This window comes from Streptosporangium sp. NPDC000509 (assembly GCF_042898365.1).
GTDB lineage: Bacteria > Actinomycetota > Actinomycetes > Streptosporangiales > Streptosporangiaceae > Streptosporangium.
On record NZ_JBIAYX010000026.1, the window covers coordinates 107174 to 123591 of the forward strand.

The 16418-nt window shown below is 69.8% G+C and carries 19 protein-coding genes; 7 read left to right on the forward strand and 12 right to left on the reverse strand.

The window, feature by feature from the left end:
• Positions 1-16: 16 nt before the first annotated feature.
• From ACFY3D_RS35605 to ACFY3D_RS35615, 3 genes are all read right to left on the reverse strand, one after another.
• Positions 17-454 (reverse strand): Fur family transcriptional regulator, encoded by a 438-nt coding sequence (locus tag ACFY3D_RS35605; protein ID WP_350949426.1) that lies wholly within the window; start codon positions 452-454, stop codon positions 17-19.
• 199 nt (positions 455-653) lie between these two features.
• On the reverse strand, positions 654-962 hold the full coding sequence (locus tag ACFY3D_RS35610) for a winged helix-turn-helix domain-containing protein (protein ID WP_389988144.1): 309 nt from the start codon (positions 960-962) through the stop codon (positions 654-656).
• Complete coding sequence (locus ACFY3D_RS35615; protein WP_389988147.1) at positions 959-1444, reverse strand: hypothetical protein; 486 nt, start codon at positions 1442-1444, stop codon at positions 959-961. The genes ACFY3D_RS35610 and ACFY3D_RS35615 overlap by 4 nt, the downstream gene beginning before the upstream one ends.
• Before the next feature lie 204 nt (positions 1445-1648).
• Here ACFY3D_RS35615 and ACFY3D_RS35620 point away from each other — a divergent pair, with 204 nt between their 5' ends.
• Positions 1649-2164 carry a SigE family RNA polymerase sigma factor gene (locus tag ACFY3D_RS35620; protein WP_389988150.1) on the forward strand — a complete coding sequence of 172 codons (516 nt, stop codon included), beginning with the start codon at positions 1649-1651 and terminating at the stop codon, positions 2162-2164.
• Positions 2161-3363, forward strand: a complete 1203-nt coding sequence (locus ACFY3D_RS35625; protein WP_389988153.1) for a TolB family protein — start codon at positions 2161-2163, stop codon at positions 3361-3363. Before ACFY3D_RS35620 ends, ACFY3D_RS35625 begins: the two co-directional genes overlap by 4 nt.
• A 99-nt stretch (positions 3364-3462) precedes the next feature.
• Here the strand turns inward: ACFY3D_RS35625 and ACFY3D_RS35630 are convergent, their stop codons facing one another.
• Entirely contained in the window at positions 3463-3993 is a 531-nt protein-coding gene (locus tag ACFY3D_RS35630) for a DUF1697 domain-containing protein (RefSeq protein ID WP_389988156.1), read from the reverse strand.
• A gap of 74 nt (positions 3994-4067) precedes the next feature.
• Positions 4068-4811, reverse strand: coding sequence for a class I SAM-dependent DNA methyltransferase (locus tag ACFY3D_RS35635; RefSeq protein WP_389988159.1), 744 nt, complete (start codon positions 4809-4811; stop codon positions 4068-4070).
• A 335-nt stretch (positions 4812-5146) separates the two neighbouring features.
• On the opposite strand from ACFY3D_RS35635, the gene ACFY3D_RS35640 reads away from it, so the two are divergent.
• The 3 genes from ACFY3D_RS35640 (at position 5147) to ACFY3D_RS35650 (ending at position 8949) form a co-directional block, all read left to right on the forward strand.
• Positions 5147-6481, forward strand: a complete 1335-nt coding sequence (locus tag ACFY3D_RS35640) for a glycoside hydrolase family 43 protein (protein WP_389988162.1) — start codon at positions 5147-5149, stop codon at positions 6479-6481.
• Positions 6482-6785: 304 nt separating this feature from the next.
• Complete coding sequence (locus ACFY3D_RS35645) at positions 6786-7460, forward strand: response regulator transcription factor (protein ID WP_350949441.1); 675 nt, start codon at positions 6786-6788, stop codon at positions 7458-7460.
• Between the two features lie 7 nt (positions 7461-7467).
• Positions 7468-8949 (forward strand): ATP-binding protein, encoded by a 1482-nt coding sequence (locus ACFY3D_RS35650; RefSeq protein WP_389988165.1) that lies wholly within the window; start codon positions 7468-7470, stop codon positions 8947-8949.
• Positions 8950-9218: 269 nt separating this feature from the next.
• On the opposite strand, the gene ACFY3D_RS35655 is transcribed toward ACFY3D_RS35650, so the two are convergent.
• The 4 genes from ACFY3D_RS35655 to vanY-N all read right to left on the reverse strand — a co-directional run bounded on the left by ACFY3D_RS35655 (position 9219) and on the right by vanY-N (position 13155).
• Positions 9219-9911, reverse strand: coding sequence for an aspartate/glutamate racemase family protein (locus ACFY3D_RS35655; RefSeq protein WP_389988168.1), 693 nt, complete (start codon positions 9909-9911; stop codon positions 9219-9221).
• A gap of 92 nt (positions 9912-10003) precedes the next feature.
• Entirely contained in the window at positions 10004-11383 is a 1380-nt protein-coding gene (murF, locus tag ACFY3D_RS35660; RefSeq protein ID WP_389988171.1) for a UDP-N-acetylmuramoyl-tripeptide--D-alanyl-D-alanine ligase, read from the reverse strand.
• Positions 11380-12336 (reverse strand): D-alanine--D-alanine ligase family protein, encoded by a 957-nt coding sequence (locus ACFY3D_RS35665; RefSeq protein ID WP_389988174.1) that lies wholly within the window; start codon positions 12334-12336, stop codon positions 11380-11382. The genes murF and ACFY3D_RS35665 overlap by 4 nt, the downstream gene beginning before the upstream one ends.
• 246 nt (positions 12337-12582) lie before the next feature.
• Entirely contained in the window at positions 12583-13155 is a 573-nt protein-coding gene (gene vanY-N / locus ACFY3D_RS35670; protein WP_389988177.1) for a D,D-peptidase/D,D-carboxypeptidase VanY-N, read from the reverse strand.
• A gap of 203 nt (positions 13156-13358) precedes the next feature.
• On the opposite strand from vanY-N, the gene ACFY3D_RS35675 reads away from it, so the two are divergent.
• On the forward strand, positions 13359-13520 hold the full coding sequence (locus tag ACFY3D_RS35675; protein WP_389988179.1) for a hypothetical protein: 162 nt from the start codon (positions 13359-13361) through the stop codon (positions 13518-13520).
• A 34-nt stretch (positions 13521-13554) separates the two neighbouring features.
• On the opposite strand, the gene ACFY3D_RS35680 is transcribed toward ACFY3D_RS35675, so the two are convergent.
• From ACFY3D_RS35680 to ACFY3D_RS35690, 3 genes are all read right to left on the reverse strand, one after another.
• Positions 13555-13749, reverse strand: coding sequence for a ferredoxin (locus tag ACFY3D_RS35680; protein WP_362521142.1), 195 nt, complete (start codon positions 13747-13749; stop codon positions 13555-13557).
• A gap of 38 nt (positions 13750-13787) precedes the next feature.
• The gene (locus ACFY3D_RS35685) at positions 13788-14993 is read right to left on the reverse strand and encodes a cytochrome P450 (protein ID WP_389988183.1); all 1206 of its coding nucleotides are present in this window, start codon (positions 14991-14993) and stop codon (positions 13788-13790) included.
• A gap of 161 nt (positions 14994-15154) precedes the next feature.
• Positions 15155-16120, reverse strand: coding sequence for a ketopantoate reductase family protein (locus tag ACFY3D_RS35690; protein WP_389988186.1), 966 nt, complete (start codon positions 16118-16120; stop codon positions 15155-15157).
• 92 nt (positions 16121-16212) lie between these two features.
• Between ACFY3D_RS35690 and ACFY3D_RS35695 the strand changes: the two genes are divergently transcribed.
• A partial coding sequence (locus ACFY3D_RS35695) for a TetR family transcriptional regulator (protein ID WP_389988189.1) occupies positions 16213-16418 on the forward strand: 206 nt, incomplete at its 3' end.

Consider the following 16418-nt stretch of genomic DNA (forward strand, 5'->3'; position numbering starts at 1 on the left):
CAGGGAGTCGCGGCGCTCAGGAGCCGCGAGGGGTGGAACAGCCGGGGCACAGGCCCCAGAAGATGACCTCGGCCTCGTCGATCGAGAAGCCGTGGTCGTCGGACGCGGTCAGGCAGGGTGCCTCACCGACCACGCAGTCGACGTCGGCGACGACACCGCACGACCTGCACACGATGTGATGGTGGTTGTCGCCGACACGCCCCTCGAACCTGGCCGGACTGCCGGCCGGCTCGATGCGGCGTAAGAGCCCGGCCGCGGTGAGTGCCTGGAGGGCCTCGTACACGGCCTGGAGTGAGATGTGGCCCACCCGATCGCGCACCCCGGAGGCGATCGCCTCGACTCCGAGGTGGTTGCCGTCCCGGACGGTCTCGAGCAGGGCCACCCGCGCGGCCGTCACCCGCAGGCCCACCCCGCGCAGCTCATCGGCGGTGGTCGGAGTGCCAGGTGCGGTCATGGGACCAAATCTAGCGCCACAAACACGAAGAGTTCAAGTTAATGAACGATGCAAATTTAGAGCCCCGTCAGGCGAGGAGACGATCCGGGTTCCCCGAGGACCCGAGAACCGGCTCCGAGCGGCGACTCCGGCCGCCCGGAACGGCCTGGCAGGAGTTTCGTCCTGGTTGTTCCGTCTCAGTCGGGGAGGACCGAGAGGCTCAGTCGGGGAGGACCGAGAGGCCGGACTGGGCGACGATGGCCTGAAGTGCGGCGACGTGGCCGGTGTAGGCGGCGCGCCCCTCGCGGGTGAGGCTGAACCATGTCCTCGGGCGCTTGCCGACGTACCCCTTGCGGATCTTCACGTAACCGGCCGCCTCCAGGGCGCTCGCGTGTTTGGACAGCACCGAGTCGCTGACGCCCAGGTTGTCGCGGACGAAGGCGAACTCCGCCTCGTCGGCGGCGGCCAGCAGCGAGACGATCCCCAACCGGGTCGGCGCGTGGATCGCCGGGTCGAGTCGCGGCGTCATCGCGTCACCGTCTCCGCCCGGTGGACGGTCCGCCCGGACATCCAGCGGGCCAGAAGAGGCGAGGTGATCGCCGCGACCACAGTCATGATCACGCCCATAAGCGTACGCGGGTAGGCCAGACCCAGCTCCGTGAACCACAACGCCAGCAGGGCGGACCCGACACCGGTGGCGACCAGCCAGCCGACGAAGCCGACCCATGCCCACGGGTCCATCAGGGAGGGGTGCGGGCGCAGGTTCGCGCTCCTGACGTCTCTCACGAACTTGAGGACGGCGACGGCGAGACCGGCCGACAGGGCCGGCACCGCGATCCAGATCCACCAGGCGGGCGGGACCTCGGTGACGAACTGTATTCCGGTGACGAAGACCCAGACCGCCACGGGGTACCAGGCGGGGAACATCGGCGGCGCGGCACGCAGGGCCCTGCGCTGCGTCTCGCGAACCTGGTCCAGCGTCCGCGCAGCCTCTTCCGGGGAGATTTCCATGCCCACTCCTTCGCTCTTTCCTATCTGGAAAGTACTTTCTACTTTCCAGATCGTCAAGTACTTTCCGAGGCTGGTCGGCATGGACAGACCCTCCAACGACCGATCCCCGCTAGGAGAGACTTCCGTGCCTTTCCGCGGACGATGCAACAGTTCACCTGGCGAATCCATCTGAGAGGTGACAGGGACGACGAAAGGCGAGGGCAGTTGGAAGCAGATCCCCGGTTCGCCGGGTTCGTCGCCGAGCGCGGTGACGCGCTGTTGCGTTACGGATACGTTCTGGCCGGGAACCCGCACGACGCGGCCGACCTGGTGCAGGAGGCCCTGCTGAAGTTACGCGCCGCCTGGCCGAGACTGCGCGCCAAGGACAATCCGGAAAGTTACGTGCGTACCACCATGGCCAGACTCCACACGGCGACCTGGCGACTACGGCGGCGCGAACTGCTCGCCTGGGACCCACCGGAGCACGGGTACCACGACACGCCGCCCGGCGAGGACGAGCGGGCGCTGGAGGAGGCGCTGGCCGGGTTGCCCCGCAAACAGCGGGTGGTGCTGGTGTTGCGCTACTACGAGGGGCTGAGCGACGAGGAGATCGCGACGGCCCTGAAGATCTCCCGCGGAACCGTGCGGAGCCAGGCGTCGCGGGCGCTCGGCAAGCTCCGTTCCGCGGCGGGCGAGCACACGGAGGAGAACGTCATGTCGGAGCACGGGGAGCGGCGATGACCGACATCGAGGAGCGGTTGAGCAGGTCCCTGGGCCGCATGGCCGAACGAGCGCCACGACTGGCCGCCTCGGCGGCGGAACGGCTGGAGACCGGCCACCGGCGGCGCAGGAGCAGGTCCCAGACCCTGCTCGCGGCGGCGACCATCGTGGCGGTCGCCGGGGGGATGACCGTAGCCCTGCAGGGAGGCGACGACGGAAGGGCGGTGACCGTGGCCGACCGCCCGTCGGGAACACCGTTCGTGGAGATCGACACCATCACCGAACCCGTCGAGAAGGTGTGGCCGCAGGCGGTGTGGAAGATACCCGCCAAGGATCCCGAGGGCAGGCGGCTGCGCCCAGTCGCGCTGACCGACGACCAGCACCTGCTGGTCGAGGCGCTCTCCGAGGCCATGCGGCCCGAGATTCTCTACCTCTACGACCTGACCGGAGGGGATCTACGAAAGATCACGGACATGCGCGGGCCGGGGAAGGCCGCGGGGAACGCCGCGAACATCGGCCTGGGCGAGGGCACGGTGGCGTGGTCGACCTCGACGAAGACCTCCGTGCGTCTCTGGGCCGTACCGCTGACCGGCGGCGAGGCCAGGCAGGTGGCCGAGCACAGGACCGGAGGCGACACGATCGACGGCCTCGCCGTGGCGAAGGGCGCGATCGTGTTCTCCGTGCGGAAGGGCGGGGTGTTCAGCGTTCCCGTGGACGGGGGCCGGGTGACACCGCTCGACCGCGGAACCGGGCTGCATCTGCTGTCCTGGCCGTGGGCGGGCTCGCCGGGCACGTGGAGCCCGCAGGACGGGGCGCCGTTCACCCACCTGGTCAACCTGGAGACCGGGCAGACCGACGACGCGGCCCCTGCCCGGCAGGGACAGCAACTGCTCGCCTGCGGCGTCCAGTCCTGCGTCTCGACGACATCCGGCGGCGCCAGAGCGTTCACCCGGTCGCGTGACGGCTCGACGCAGCAGGAGGTGCCGACCGGGTTCCAGATCCCGGAGCCCCCCGGCCAGAGCCGCTTCTACGTGCGCAACCTCCGAAGCGACTCCCCCGGGCTCGGCCTCTACGACCTGAAGACCGGAAAGCTGGCGACCCTCGGCACCGGGAGCGACGGCACGCAGGGCGAGGTCCCGGTCGCCGACCGGGCCGGGCGGATGATGACGTACCTCACCGCGGAAGGCAGATATGTGATCGACCTGTCCAGGATCCCCTGACGGCGCCGCGTAGGGGGGCTCGCGCGGGAACGGGGGCCCGCGCGGGCGGCGCTCTCGGTGAGGGGGCGGTCCTCGTCGCGGACCGGCCCCCTCACCGGCTCAACCTCCGGCCAGTTCCACGAGATTGGTGACGGTTCTCCAGTTGCGCATGGTGGCCGGGGTCTTCAGACGTCGTTCGAGCGCGACCGGGAGCTTCGCGCGGCCGGTACCGTTCGGCAGGCTCAGGTAGATCTCACGGCTCGCCGTCCACATCTCCTCGGGCGCGAACCTCCCGGCGTCGAAGCCGTCGAGCCAGTCCGCCGACAGGGGGTCGAGCAGGAACCACACCGAGTATCTGGTCGGATCGTCGGCCTTCGTCGGGCTCGCCTCGACGACCGCCCTCAACTCGTCGGCGGTCCGTAGGATGATCTTCGTGGTCAGCCCGAGCCCGTCGGCGAGCCGCTCCTCAAGCCGCGCCGCGACCTTCTCCGCCTCCGGCTCGTCGGCGGTGAAGACGACGTTGCCGCTCTGCAGATAGGTCTGGATGTCGGTGTGTCCCAGCTCCGCGCACACCGCGCGCAGGTCGGACATGGAGATCTTCTTGTGGCTGCCGAGGTTCACCGCGCGCAGCAGCGCCACGTATCGCGTCATGCCCTATTTTCTCCCTTCCGCTCTTGGAGCGGCACGAGACCTGAGCAGCGACCTTGACTCTGACGGTGGCGCTCTCAGCGGTCCGGCGGAATGCGGTAGACGGACACGTGGGAACGCGACTCGGCGGTGAATTCGGCTCCGGCCCAGTCGGCGTGCCTGCTCTCCAGTGCGAACCCCGCCAGCTGGGCCATGAGGTCGAGCTCGGCGGGCCAGACGTAGCGGTGCGGGCTGCGATACAGCTGGGCCTGCCTGCTCTCGTCGAACCTGAAGTGGTGCGATACGACGTGCTGACGCAGAGTGTCGTAGGTGTCCAAACCGATGTAGCCCGGCTCGCTGTGCCAGACCAGGGCCTGCTGACCCGGTGGGAGCTTGCGCAGCTCAGGCACCCACAGCTCGATCACGAACCGGCCGCCGGGGGTGAGGTGGCGAGCCGCATTGCGAAAGCACTCGACCTGCTCGGCCTGGGTGAGCAGGTTGGAGATCGTATTGAAGACGAGGTAGACCAACGCGTACTCGCCGGGGGCGGCGGTGGTCGCCATGTCGCCGACGATCACCGGAATCGTCGCCTCGTCGACCTTGGTCCGCAGTTGGTCGATCATCGGAGGTGACAGCTCGATACCGGTGACGGGCACCCCTCGCTCGGCGAGCGGCACGGCCACGCGACCGGTCCCGATGGCGAACTCAAGCGCCCGCCCGTCCCCCGCGAGCTCGGCGAGGCGGTCCACGGTCGGCCCCAGGATCTCGGGCGCGAACATACCGCTACCCGGCGTGTCGTAGCGCTGGGCGGCGTCGACGTCCCAGATCTCCTCTTGTCGCATGCCGCCAACGATCACCGTTGCGGTAGGCGTTGTCCAACGATTTTGTGCCCCTGTGAACGCGTTCGTTCGAAGCCTCGCGAAACGGTGAACACTTGAGTACTACCCTGCGTTCCCTGAAACTTTCGGGGCCGTCGGCTCTACCTGCCGCCCGCCCGGGTTGGATCAACAGACCGTGCGCGTCTCTCCGGATCGAGACCTCGGCACACGCCACAACGAACCGCGTACCGTCCGTTGACTGGGGTCCCTTCGCCGGGCTAAGAATGCGCCAACGCTCGAATCACCGTCTCCGTACGCTCGCCGTGAAATGTTATCGCTAACATCGTGGAGGTGCCGGAATGCGTAGGTATCACAGAGCTTTGGCCGCGTTGTTCACCGTCGTCATGGCCGTTGTCCTGACACCGGTGGCGGCCCACGCCGCAGGTCCGGTCCCCCATTACCTGATGACGGCCTTCACCAACAGCAGTGAATCGAACATGTACGTCTACGACTCCCCCAACGCCTCCACCTTCTCCCTCGTGCGGGCCAATGCCTACACGCCACCGTCGGGGCTGATCAGGGATCCCAGCGTGTTGCGGCACACCGACGGCTACTACTACCTCGTCTACACGACGAACTGGACCGGCGACACCATCGGCTTCGCTCGTAGCGCCGACTCCGTGAGCTGGACGTTCCTTCGCAACGTGACCGTCGGGCTGAACGGTGCCACCGGCAGCACCTGGGCGCCGGAGTGGTTCAAGGACTCCGACGGCAGCGTTCACGTGATCTTCTCGGCCTCGACGACCGGCACGGCGGGACAGTTCAGGCCGTATCGGATCACCGCCACCAACGCCGACCTGTCGTCCTGGAGCGCCCCGGCGGCGTTGGGCATCCCGGCGAACTACATCGACAGCTTCGTGGTCAAGGTCGGCTCCACCTACCACAACTTCCTCAAGAACGAGACGACGAAGTACATCGAGCACGCCACCGCCACCTCGCTCACCGGCCCCTGGCAGTTCACCGGCGTAGGGAACTGGGCGGGCTGGGGTTCGGGGCTGGAAGGGCCCGCGCTGACCCGACTGCCCGACGGCAGGTGGCGGATCTATTTCGACAACTACACGGGCGGCCGCTACTACTACGCCGACAGCTCCGACCTGTCCACCTTCTCCGCCAAGGTCGAACTGCCCGGCCTGTCCGGCGCCGCCAGGCACTTCACCGTGCTGCGCGAGGACGCCGGTGACACGACCGCGGTGCCGACGGGTAACCGCTCACTGCGCTCGGCCAACTTCCCCGACCGCTATCTGCGCCACCGCGACAATCTTGCCCGTATCGATCCGCTGAGCGCCTCCAGCGCGCTCGCCGACCGCCGGGACGCCACATTCACCGTGACCGCCGGTTTGGCCAACAACGGCTGCTACTCCTTCCAGGCGGTGAATCTGCCGGGCTACTACCTGCGGCACTACAACATGCGGCTCACCCTGCAGCGTGACGACGGCACGGCGATCTTCAAGGGTGACGCCACGTTCTGCGGCAGGGCGGGGCTGGCCGGCGGCGGTACGACCTCGTTCGAGTCGTACAACCTGCCGGGCCGCTATCTGCGCCACTACAACTACGAGATGCGGCTGGACCTGAAAGCGTCCACCTCGGTCTTCGCCTCCGACGCCTCCTTCACGGTGACCTCCCCCTTGGCCTGACAGATGCCCCCTCGCCCAGGCGCCGCTCGTTGGCGCTTGGGCGGTCGACGTAGCCGGGCCGCGCCGGTCACAGTCGGTCACAGGGCCGAGGTGGGATCGTACGTGGCTCGTTCGTGACGAACTACGATTGGCGCCGAACGCGCCTCACCTGCCGCATATCACCGCTTGTTCGGCGACGGCGACCGTCGGCAAGACCGTGACACGACCATGACATGGCGAAGACGAGGCGGGGACACAGCCGGACGACACTGGACGTGGTTGACCGGCGGACGAGTTACGGGGGCGTGCGGTGAGACTCGGCGGCGTGTCGCGAGTGCTGTTGATCGAGGACGACCCGGCCGTACGGGAGGGTCTTGAGCTGGCCCTGACCCGGCACGGATACCGGGTGCGCGCGGCGGAGTCCGGCGAGCAGGGGCTGGAGCGGCTGCGTACGGATCTTCCCGACGTCGTCGTGCTCGATCTGATGTTGCCCGGCATGGACGGGTTCGAGGTCTGCCGCCGTATCCGGGCCGCCGGTCAGACACCGATCATCATGCTGACCGCGCGCGGCGACGACATGGACGTGGTGGCCGGGTTGGAGGCGGGCGCCGACGACTACGTGGTCAAGCCGGTGCAGCCCAGGGTGCTTGAGGCACGCATCGGCGCCGTGCTGCGGCGGGTAGGCCGGGACCAGGCGGAGCTGGAGCGACACGGGGAGCTGACCATCGATCGGGCCGGGATCGTGGTCGCCAAACGCGGCGTGCCGGTGGACCTCGCCCCGACCGAACTGCGCCTGCTGCTCGAACTCTCCGGCACTCCCGGCCGGGTGCACAGCCGCCAGCAACTGCTGGAGTCGGTGTGGGAGCACGGGTATTTCGGCGACTCGCGCCTGGTGGACGCGTGCGTGCAGCGGTTGCGCGCGAAGATCGAGGACGACTCGGCGACCCCCGTCTACGTGCAGACGGTACGTGGGTTCGGGTACCGGTTCGGGCCGGTGTGATCCGCCGGTGACACCTCGGCCGAGCCTGGGGCTGCGCGCCCGGCTGTTGTTCTCCTTCGCGCTGCTGTGCGTGGTCACCGCGGCGGCGGTGGCCGGTGGGATCTACGTCCAGGCACGCAACGCCATCCTGGAGAGGACCCAGGATGCCGCGGTGCAGGCGATGACCGACCGCCTGCGGGCGCTCTACCCGTTGCGGAGCGCGACGCCCGGCCCGGACGAGCTCGGCGAGATCGCCGAGGCCGCGACCGACCGCGACAGCTTCGCGGTCGCCGTCTACCGCGAGGCGCACTCGCCGCTCCCTCCGTCCTCGCCGCCGCTGGGAGGCGACAGGCCGGGTGAGGAGGCCCCGGCCCTGGATTTCGGGGTGGCCTCACCGGAGTTGCGGCGGGTGGTGGCCGGTGGCCGTACCGCGTGGCAGAGGGTGGTGCGACGGGGCGAGCCCACCCTGATCATCGGCATACCGTTGCTGATCATCGAGGAGGACCGGACGACGCGGGTGTCCGGTATCGAGGTCTACATCGCGCGCAGCCTGCTTCCCGAACAGCGCAGCATCGACGAGCTCGCCGCCATCGCCCGGCTGATCGGCGGGGCGGCCCTCGCGTTCGCGGTCGTCCTGGCGTTGCTCGCCGCCCGTGGCGTGCTGGGCCCGGTGCGCGAGCTCGGCCGGGCGGCGCGCCTGCTGGGCGAGGGTGAGATGCGGACCAGGATCGCGGTGCGCGGCTCCGACGAGCTGGCCGACGTGGCGCGCACGTTCAACAACACCGCCGCGGAGCTGGAACGGCTCGTCGGGCAGCTGCGCGAGATGGAGGCCGACGCCCGCAGGTTCGTGGCCGACGTGTCCCACGAGCTGCGCACCCCGCTCGCCGCGCTCACCGCGGTCGCCGACGTCCTGGAGGAGGAGGCGGCCCGGCTGCCCGAACCCGCCGACAGGGCCGCCAGGCTGGTCGGCCAGGAGACGCTCAACCTCACCGCTCTGGTGAACGACCTCATCGAGATCAGCAGGTTCGACTCCGGCGTCGCGGCCCTCGCGCCGAACGAGGTCGACGTGGCCGAACTGGTGGACGCGACCTTGCGCGTGCGGGGCTGGTCGGAGCGGGTGCGCACCGAGGTTCCCCCCGGGGTGACGGCGCGGCTGGACCCGCGCCGGGTGGACGTCATCCTCGCGAACCTGGTCGGCAACGCCCTGCGGCACGGCGAGCCACCGGTGTCGGTACGGCTTCACGCCGACCCGCACCGGATCGTTCTTGAGGTCCGCGACCACGGGCCGGGGGTGGACGAGGCGGTGCTGCCGCACGTGTTCGACCGGTTCTACAAGGCCAGCGCGGCCAGAGCCAGGTCCGAGGGCAGCGGCCTGGGCCTGGCCATCGCCCGGGAGAACGCCCGCCTGCACCGCGGTGACCTCACCGTCACCAACGCCCCGGACGGAGGTGCCGTGTTCACGCTGCGCCTGCCGCGCCGGGCAGCCGATCCGGACGGAGGCCCCGAATGAGGACAGGATCCGTCCGCCGCGTGCTCGCCGTGGGCCTCATATCGCTCGTCGCCGTATCCGGCTGCGGCGTGCAGCCCAGCGACGTCATTCCGGCCGGTGACCCGCCGAGCGGACGTGTCGCACCGACCACGACGATCACCTTCGCTCCCCGGAACCCTCCGGGGTGACGGTGGGGACCCGTCCTCGGCGTCGAACGTGTCCGCGCCGGACTGCGGCACCGGGGGTCGTACGGCGTCAACGCGCTGTGCGGGGACGCGACCGAGGGTGCGTCACTCGGCGAGCGCGAAGCCGGCCGCCGCCTCCGCGTGCAGCCGGGCGCTCGGCAACAGCGGGACGGCGGTGTCCTTCTCGGTGATCAGCAGCTCGATCTCCGTGCAGCCGAGGACGACGCCTTCGGCTCCTTCGGCCGCCAGATCGGCGATGATCCGGGCGTACGCGTCCCTGGAGGATTCCCTGAGCACCCCGCGCACCAGCTCGTCGAAGATCACGCGGTGGACCGTTTCCCGCTGCTCGCGTCGCGGGACGACCACGTCGAGGCCGTGGACGGCCAGCCGCTCCCGGTAGAAGGGCTGCTCCGTGGTGAAGCGAGTGCCCAGTAGCCCGACCTTGCGCATCCCCCTCGCCCGGGCCTCCGCGCCCACGGCGTCGGCGATGTGCAGCACGGGCACGCTCGCGGCCCGCGCCACGTCGTCGCTCACCCGGCTGAAGGTGTTGCTGCAGACGAGCAGGACCTCGGCGCCGAGATCCTCCAGCTTCCCGCCGGCCTCGGCGAGCAGCGCGCTCACCTCGTCCCAGCGGTCGGCGAAGACGAGGTCCTCGACGGTCGTGTAGTCGACCGACCAGATGAGGCTGTTGGCCGAATGGCTGCCGCCGAGCCGCTCGCGGACCCGCTGGTTGATGATCTGGTAGTAGATCACCGTCGATTCCCAGCTCAACCCGCCGATGAGACCGATCGTACGCATGGAACTCCGTTTCGATGACTGGTGCCGCCACCGGCCAGGCGGTGCGTCGGCGTGGACTTGATCCGCTCGTCTCCTCGGCGACGCGCCGGCGGTCAGGCTCCGGCCAGCGCACGGGCACAGACACCGAGCCCGATCTCGCTGGAGGCCTTGACGAACACCACGTCTCCCGGTTCGAGAAGCGCGCCGGCCAGTCCGAGTGCCTCGGTCACGCCCTGGGCGGTGTGGACGGCCACGCCCTGTTTCGAGGACTCCGCCGCCTCCGCGATCGCGAGCGGATCCCCCGGTCCGACCGCGATCAGCACGTCGAAGCGGAGGTCGGCGACGAGCCGGCCGATCTCCGCGTGCCGGGTACGGGAGGCGCCGGCCTGCTGCCCCATCGCACCGAGCACGGCGACGGTACGGCGGGTGCCGGCCAGGGCCTTCACCGCCCGCAGCCCGGCCCGCATGGATTCGGGGCTGGCGTTGTAGGCGTCGTCGACGACGGTGACGCCGTCAGGTCGTTCGACGATCTCCAACCGGCCCGCGGAGCGCCGCCGTGCGGCGTTCAGCCCGTCGGCGATCTCGGCGACGCCCAGGCCGAGTACGGTGGCGACGGCGGCGGCCGCCAGGGCGTTGCCCACCTGGTGCTCGCCGATGAGGCCGAGCTCGACCGGGGCGCGTCCTGAGGGCGTGACCAGCTCGAACGCGGTTCGCGCACGGTCGGCCATCCGCACGTTCTCGGCTCGGACCCGCGCCTGTGCCGACCCGCCGTACAGCAGGACCTGGGCCCTGGTACGGCCGGCCATGCCCATGACGTACGGGTCGTCGGCGTTGAGCAGGGCGACCCCGTCCGCCGGGAGTGCCTCGACCAGCTCGCCCTTGGCCTCGGCCACGTCGGCCGGCCCGGCTCCCATGCGCTCCACATGCGCGCTGCCGACATTGAGCACCAGCCCGACGCGGGGCGGTGCGATCCCGGTGAGATACCTCAGGTCGCCCTTGCGGCCCGCCCCCATCTCCAGCACCAGGTATCGGGTGGCGGCATCGGCACGCAGCACGGTGAGCGGCAGCCCGAGCTCGTTGTTGAACGACCTGTCGGTGGCGACCGTCGCGGCGTGCCGTTCGAGCACCTGGGCCAGCAGGTCCTTGGTCGTGGTCTTGCCCACGGAGCCGGTGATACCGATCACGGTCGGGCCGATGCGTTCGAGCAGGTGCCTGGCCAGCAGGCCGATCGCGAGCTGGACGTCCTCGACCACGAGGGCGGGCACGCCGACGGGTCTTGAGGCCAGCACGGCGACGGCGCCGCCCGCGACGGCGGCGGCCGCGTGGTCGTGACCGTCGACGCGGGCGCCGGCCGTCGCGACGAACAGGCCGCCGGGCACCACCTCGCGGGAGTCGACCGCGGAGGGCGCCGTCACCGGTGCCTGCGGGTCGCGCACGTCGTGCAGGCTCGCGCCGACGACCCGCGCGATCTCGTGCAGCGTCATGGGGATCATGAGCCGCTCCTCGCGAACGCGAGGTCGATGAGGCGGCGCAGCAGATCCGGGTACGGGACACCGCTCGCGGCCCACGCCCTGGAGTAGACGGAACGTGACGTGAAGCCGGGCATGGTGTTGATCTCCAGTACGTACAGGCGTCCCGTGTCCTCCTCGTAGAGGAAGTCGACACGGGACAGGCCGTAGCCGCCGATCGCCCGGAAGGCACGCAGGGCCAGTTCCCGCACCTCACCGACCACCCGGTCCGGCAGCACCGCGGGGATGGTGACGATCTCGGCCTGACTGAGGTATTTGGCCTCGTAGTCGAGCCAGTCGCCGGGAACGATGAGCTCGCCGGGCACCGAGGCGTCCGGAGTGTCATGGCCACCGAGCACGCCGCAGACGACCTCACGCGCGTTCACGCCCTGCTCGACGACGACCACCCGACCGTAGGCGAGCGCCAGATCCACGCCCGCGCGCAGCTCCTCCATGGAGGTGACACGTGAGATGCCGATGGAGGAGCCCATGCCGGCCGGTTTGACGTACATCGGCCAGTCGAGCGACTTCACCAGCTCCCAGTGGTCGGTGGCGGTGACCCATTCGTGCTCGGTGAACCACACATGCGGCGTGACCGGAATGTCCTCTGCCAGGAACGCGCGCCGCATCGCGACCTTGTTCATGGCCACGGCGGAGGCCATGACACCGCAGCCCACGTACGGGATGCCCAACGTCTCCAGGTGACCCTGCACGACGCCGTCCTCGCCGAACGGCCCGTGCAGCGCGGGGAAGACCACGTCCACCAGGCCGCGTCGCAACTCCACCGGCCACCTGCCCCTCCGGTCGATGATGACCGCGACGGGCTCGTACAGATCCCTCGGCAGAGCGTTGAGCACGGCCTGCGCCGACTGCAGCGACACCTCGTGCTCGGCGGACGGCCCACCGGCCAGCACGGCCACGCGTACGCGTTCGGTCACGATCGATCAGCCTTCCTCGACGGTACGGAGAGAGCCGGCTCCCCCCTGGAGAGCGGGCCCCATCCACTGTCGGGCGACCGTGTCCCCGCCTCGTCAGCGCCATGTCATGGTCGTGTCACGGCCGGCGGCCTTGGGTCCCGATGCGGGGCGAGCCGGCCGTCCCCCGCTGACCATCGGGGTCCGTGCCCGCCGGACCGACCGGTTCGACTTCCCCGAATCGCCCTCCATGCGCTGACCAGGATCGGACTACAGCCGGTCCGTGCGCTCGCCGGCGTAACCCACGCCGGGGTGGGGCAGTCGCCGTGGCGGCCTGCCGCCGCTGTCCGGGCGGTACTCGAAGTGCCACCACTCGTTGTCGTAAATTCGGTAAAGGTCGTAGCGGGCGCCGTGTTCCTCCAGCCAGCGCGCGCCCTCGTGGGGGCGCACGTCCAACGCGACGCCCCTGACGTGGCCGGACTCCGCCGGTGGCAGCACGAGCATGCGCGCCAGCGCCGGGGAGCCCGCGCGGCGCACCTCCTCGTCGAACATCCGTTGCTGCACATGGGGATCGCGGTATCCCGAGGTGAGGCCGATGAGCCGGCCGTGACGCCAGAGCGCCCGGGTGCGCGCCGCGGTGAACGCCGCCAGAGCACCCTCGGTGAGCCCGGTGAGGTCCTCGGCGGGGAATCGCATCCGCAACGCCCAGCGGCAGGCGAGTTCGCGGGCGCGGCCGGGGTCGCGGACGAACGCCGCGGGCAACAGGAGCACGGCGAGCACCAGCGTGACCACGGCGTACAGCCGGTCACGGGGCCGAGGCGGGATCATGCGTGGCTCGTTCATGACGCACCACGATCGGCGCCGAATGTGCCCGCGTTGCCCGCCGCACGTCACCGTTCGTCGACGACGGCGACCGTCGGCAGGGCCGTGACACGACCATGACGCGGCGAGGACGAGACGGGCGCATGACCGGTCGACAGTGGACGCGACGTTCCGTCCGCCGATCGGAACGTCGCGTCGAAGGTGACCACGAAAAGGAGAAGGTTGTGGCTGACAACGGAGCACGGGACCGGCGTTCGCTGTTGCGGGGCGCCGCCGTGGTGGCCGGTGCCGTCGCGACCGCGCCACTGCTGGGCTCGGCGGCCACGGCGCACGCCGGCGGCGGTGACGCGGACGCGCCGTTCGGCGTCCCACACCGATCAGCGTGATCCTTTCAGGCTGTACGGCCATCCACGGATTGCCTCACTCCTCCAGGGAGAGTGCCTGGCCAGGGCACAGGTGCACCGCTTCGCGGGCCTTCTCGACCAGCTCGCCCTCCGGTGTCTCGTTCAGCACGATGATTGTGGCGTCGTCCTCGCTCTGGTCGAACAGTGCGGGCTCAGTGAGCACGCACTGTCCGGCACCGACGCACCTGTCGGTGTCCGCGATGATTTTCATGGCCCTCTCCTCCTGAGATGGGGATGGCGGTTCGTCCGCTACCAGGTCACCGGGAGCTGGTACAGGCCATAGATGTTCGCGTCGTCCTTGAACGGCAGCTCGTCGACATCCATCGCCAGCTCCAGCGTGGGGACGCGGCGGAACAGCGTGTCGAACACGATCTGCAGCTCCATCCGAGCCAAGTTCTGGCCCAGACACTGGTGCGGCCCGAATCCGAACGCAACGTGGTGGCGCGCGCCGCGCTCGATGTCGAGCTCGTCCGGGTTCTCGAACGCCCGCGGGTCTCGGTTGGCCGAATACCCGAGCGCCAGCAATCCTTCGCCGGCGCGGATCAGCTGCCCGCCGACCTCGATGTCCTCGACGCACAGCCGGGCCGTCGCCACATCGATGATCGTGAAGTACCGCAGCATCTCCTCGACCGCGTTGAGCGTTTTGCCCGGGTCGGCCTTGATCATCGCGAGCTGCTCCGGGTCACGCAGGAACGCCACGGTCGACAGCGAGATCATGTTCGCCGTCGTCTCGTGGCCTGCCACGAGCAGCAGCAAGCCCATGCGGGCCAGTGCCGTCCGCCGGTAGGTGCCGTCCGCGCGCAGCTTGACGATCTGCCGCCCGAGCAGGTCGTCCGGCGGGTTCTCCTCCTTCTGCGCGATGAGGTCGGTCATGTAGCCCTGGATGGCCATCATGGCCGCCCCCCGCTCCTCGGGCGGCGTCGACTGCTTGATCACCTTCACCGTGTGCTCCTGGAAGAACTCATGGTCGGCGTAGGGCACGCCCAGCATCTCGCAGATCACCAGTGACGGGACCGGCAGCGACAGCGAGTCCACCAGGTCACCGGGCCGCGGCCCGGCAAGCAGCGCGTCGATCTGCCCGTCGACGATCTCCTGGATCCGCGGCCGCAGCGCCTCCAACCTACGCACCGTGAACTCGCCGAGTACGGCCTTGCGCGCCGGTCCGTGCTCGGGCGCGTCCATCGAGATCAGGAAGCGCTCCTCGTCCGGCCGCCGGGACGCCGCCTCGCCCTTGACCAGTGCCGGGAAATCCGGATGCTGCCGGTCGGCGCTGAACCGCCGGTCGTTCAACACGGTTCGCACGTCCTCGTGGCGGCTGACCACCCAGGCCCACCCGCCGTCGGGCAGACGAACCCGCGAGACCGGCTCTCCTTCGCGGATCTCCTCGTACGCCGGCGGCGGCGCGAACGGGCACGTACGGGCCATGGGGAACTCGTGCTTCTCTGCGGTGGTCATGACTTTTCCTTCCACGACGTCACGGACAGGCGATAGAGGCTGGACAACGAAAAGCCGCATGTGAACGGCGGTTGGTCGACCGGTGCGACCGGGTTCGGCTCTGGGATGCGGAGGACCAAGGAGCCGCAATGGACCACCGGGACCGACAAATATCGGTGGATTCAGACTCGCCCCGTCCCCTCGCGGGCGAAGTGCGGTTCCGCCGCTTCCAATCGCGGTACCGAGATGCCCAACCGTCGTGCTTCCGCCAGGGTGTCCCGGCAGACCTCACGCGGCTCCTCGGCGTCGGGATCGGAGTACGCCGCGAAACTCACGCGCGCGAGCGCGACATGAGCGGTCAGCCAGGCGAGCACGGGGGCCGTCAGCCAGGTGGGCATACGGAACAGCAGCACACCGCCCCGGTGACGTCGCAGGTCGACACCGCGCGCCTGGAGGAGCGGCAGAAGCTCCCGTCCGGCCAGCAGCCCTTCGCGCAGGTCGCCCCTTGCCCCGGCCAGCTTGGACATGGACCCCAGCCGCAGGCCCTGTGAGAGCAGGCCGGCACCCGACGCGAAATGGATCCACAGCCAGCCGCGGAAGTCAGGCCGCTCCTTGAGCCGGAGTCCGGCCTCGCGAAACGCCTGGCGTACGGCCCGCTCCCGGTCGGTCGGGGACCGGCCGAGGGTGCCGAAGACGACCGACGGCAGCAGCGCCCCGCGGAGCACGCCGTCCGCGCCGAAGCCGCCGCCGGAGCCGGGAAAGCCCCAGGCGACCTGATCGCAGGGGAGGCCGCCGATCGCGGCCGGCGGCTCGGTCCAGACGTTGCCGAAGACCAGCACCGTGGCCCGGCCGACGCGCGGGGTCAAGAAGGCCGCCGCCTCCGCGAGGCGGTGGTGCGACACGCTGAGCACGATCAGGTCGAAGTCGTGGTCCGGCTCCAGCGTCTCGCGCAAACGCACCGGCCACCTCTCGACGACACGCCGCCCCCACGGCCGCCGTCGTGCGTCGAGCAGGTCGAGGTCTATCGCCTCCCCGTACACCGCCGCGCGTCCGGGCCGGACGTAGAACTCGACGTCGTGACCGGCCCGTTCCAGGGCCCAGCCGTAGATGGTGGCGATCACGCCTCGGCCGAACATCAGGATCTTCACGCTGCACCTCGTGGGGTACGATTGATTTGGAGGCAATCTCCACTTCTTCGAAGATATGGAGGTCATCTCCACTTGTCAACGCGAGAGAACACATGACCACCGCCAAACCACTGCGCGCCGACGCCCGGCGCAACCGCGAGGCCCTGATCGCCAAGGCCCGGGAGATCTTCGACGCCGGCGACTTCTTCGACCTGCGCTTCGATGACTTCGCCCAGCTGGCCGGCGTGGGCACCGGCACGCTCTACCGCCACTTCCCCACCCGGGAGGCACTGGCCGAGGCGGTCTACCACGGAGAAGT